This is a genomic window from Paenibacillus sp. VTT E-133280 (assembly GCF_002264385.1).
Lineage (GTDB): Bacteria > Bacillota > Bacilli > Paenibacillales > Paenibacillaceae > Paenibacillus_AQ > Paenibacillus_AQ nitricinens.
This window is the reverse complement of the sequence record NZ_NFUX01000145.1, coordinates 1-2,469: the sequence shown is the minus strand read 5'-3', so window position 1 is coordinate 2,469 and position 2,469 is coordinate 1. Positions and strand designations below refer to the sequence as shown.

The 2,469-nt window shown below is 43.2% G+C and carries 3 protein-coding genes; 1 reads left to right on the top strand and 2 read right to left on the bottom strand.

Going from position 1 to position 2,469, the window contains the following annotated elements:
- Window positions 1-171 precede the first annotated feature (171 nt).
- Window positions 172-489 carry a hypothetical protein gene (locus CA600_RS30450; RefSeq protein WP_094874816.1) on the bottom strand — a complete coding sequence of 106 codons (318 nt, stop codon included), beginning with the start codon at window positions 487-489 and terminating at the stop codon, window positions 172-174.
- Window positions 490-543: 54 nt separating this feature from the next.
- Window positions 544-1,167, bottom strand: coding sequence for an acetate uptake transporter (locus CA600_RS30445; protein WP_042192624.1), 624 nt, complete (start codon window positions 1,165-1,167; stop codon window positions 544-546).
- Between the two features lie 335 nt (window positions 1,168-1,502).
- Here CA600_RS30445 and CA600_RS30440 point away from each other — a divergent pair, with 335 nt between their 5' ends.
- Window positions 1,503-2,420: a prenyltransferase gene (locus CA600_RS30440; protein ID WP_256990090.1), complete on the top strand. Its 918-nt coding sequence runs from the start codon at window positions 1,503-1,505 to the stop codon at window positions 2,418-2,420.
- The last annotated feature ends 49 nt before the right edge of the window (window positions 2,421-2,469 follow it).

Here is a 2,469-nt window from a genome sequence, read left to right as displayed (position 1 = left end):
AATTCTCGCATAAACGCTTACCGTCCTTAAGAGGACGCCGAAGGCGTTTTAGCTTAGAATGTCATTAGTATGGTTATGGAGGGGAGAAGTATGCGAAGGGACCTTCCGAATTCACAAAAAAAAGCCCCCTTACGGGAGCTTCATCACCTTTATTTTGTTACCTAGCTTCTACTAATGTGCTTCAGAATCTTTGGATTCTGGATCTAAGGTGCTGCGGATGTCATGGTAACGGGCGGAAAGCCAAATGCTTCCGGTAAATAATACGATGAGTCCAAGAACGATAGAATATCGCCAGTCACCTGCTTTGAAGTTCAGCTGAAGTACGGTTAATACAAGCGAAACCTGGGTCCAAACCAGTGTTCTTTTGCGAAAAGCCGGGATATCACCAGTCATCTTTGGGATGTTCCGAATGATCAAATAGGCAATAACTGCGAGAATAAGCGCAAATATAGCGGTTACGGCTAATTCAGAAGAGGATAGGACATGCATAGTCTCAGGCATCCTTTCAGCTTGCAAAAGTTAGGATTCAAAAAAGGTGAATTATTATTTCTTGAAAATACCTAGCGGAGCTCCGATCGGTAAGAAAGTGCGTCCGAAATGAGCGTTTAGCACAGAAGCGCCACATCCGTATAAGGATACGATACCAATTCCAAGTTCGGCGCAAGCAGCAAGCTTATGGAAGAATTCTGGAGCGATACCAAAGGAATCGAAGGTTAGTCCAATAAAAAGGAAATCTATCAATACAAAAATGATAAGCAAAACTCTATTAGCCTCAACCGCACCAATGGTCATAAAGATTGTAAAGATCAAATAACCCAGAAATACAAATCCGAGCTGCTTAGGATCTACAGCCTCTGCAAGCGTTGGGCCGAATACGCCGAGCTTGATCAGCCAGCTGCTAGCCATGCCGAACCAAAAGAAAGCGTAGGCGCCAAAGGCGGTCATACCAAAGGTGTTGTTGTGCTTAGCATCTTGAATTGCGGCAAATAGTTGAGCGAATGCTCCCAGGAAGATAGCCCAAGGAATGACGTAGCTAAGTCCTGTTGTAAACTCAAGCTTCTGCGAAGAAGCAACCAATGTGACAATAGCCAGTCCGAATAGCCCGATGGCGCTAGGGTCTGCGGTGACGATTTTGACAGATTGGGTGTTAGGGGATTGCGCTGACATGACAGTAAAAGCCTCCATTATTATATATAGTTTTACGCTCTTAAAAACAGCACTCAGGGAGCGCTGTTCATAGGCTTGCCTATCATATCATATCGGTATGGGCTTGCCTATAAAACAACACTCATTTTTTGTTGAGAAAGGGTGGTCTTATGTCCAATAAGAGGGTATTTACACGTTTATCATCTATTAATATATCCTTTAGCCGAACAAACGGAGTTATTATGTCAAGATTAGACATTATATGCAGTGATAATCTTCACAATCTATCGAAAATTGATGTATAATAGTCAGTGATAATTATTATCAAATCAAATGAAAAAGGCGGTAAGCTTGAAGTGAACAAATGGACATTATTTACCAAGGCGACCCGGTTTTGGAGTTTCTCTGTTATGCTCATCCCGATTGTTTTGGGTACGGTTGGGGCATATGTATGGGAAGGGGCATTCCATCCGGTTTTATTTATTCTTACCTTAATAGGGGCAATTTCGGCGCATTTATTCTCCAATATGGTGAATGATCTGTGGGATTTCCGCAACGGAACCGATACAGAAGCAAAGAATTCCGCTGGTGAAATCAGCACAAACTCCGGGCTACTGACAGGTGGAATCCTCTCGGAGTCTTTTTATGCAAGGATGACCTGGAGTATGCTGGGGATTGCTCTCATCTGCGGTGGAATCCTTAGTATATATAGCGGTTGGAATATCCTCTGGTTTGTACTTGTAGGTGCTTTAATCGCTTATTTCTATGTGGCTCCGCCACTGCGTTATGGATATCGAGGCAAAGGGTACAGTGAGCTGGCCATCTTTATTGCTTTTGGTATTATGCCGGTATTGGGCTCTTATTTCGTACAAACGGGTCAATTCAGCATGAAGCCTGTTATTCTTTCGTTGCCAGTTGGATTTTTAACTACCTTATTGTTGTTTAATCACCATTTCCTACATTGGAAAGCGGATGAGCAGGCTGGAAAGCTTACGCTTGTTGTAGTGTGGGGGGAGCAGAAGGCACTTGTATTTTCGCGTGTACTTCTCTTCACTGGTTACGCCTCTGTGGTGGTCTGTGTGCTGATGGGCGTACTTCCAGTTTATGCGCTTTTGGCGCTAGTTACAGCTTTCTGGCCGATTCGTATTTATCGTGAACTGAAGCCACATAATGCTTCGCCAGCCTATATCCCACTCATGGGTGCTTCACAAAAGGCCTCCGTGCGTTGCGGTGTAGTGATGGCAGCAGCATTACTAATTCAAGGATTATTCTAAAAATATAAGAATATATAGATTTCACGTTATACATTATCCTTATATTTCT

What these genes read in the sequence shown, in the direction of transcription:
- CA600_RS30450 (WP_094874816.1), bottom strand. Translation starts at nt 489, where the DNA reads ATGCATGTCCTATCCTCTTCTGAATTAGCCGTAACCGCTATATTTGCG.
- CA600_RS30445 (WP_042192624.1), bottom strand. Translation starts at nt 1,167, where the DNA reads ATGTCAGCGCAATCCCCTAACACCCAATCTGTCAAAATCGTCACCGCA.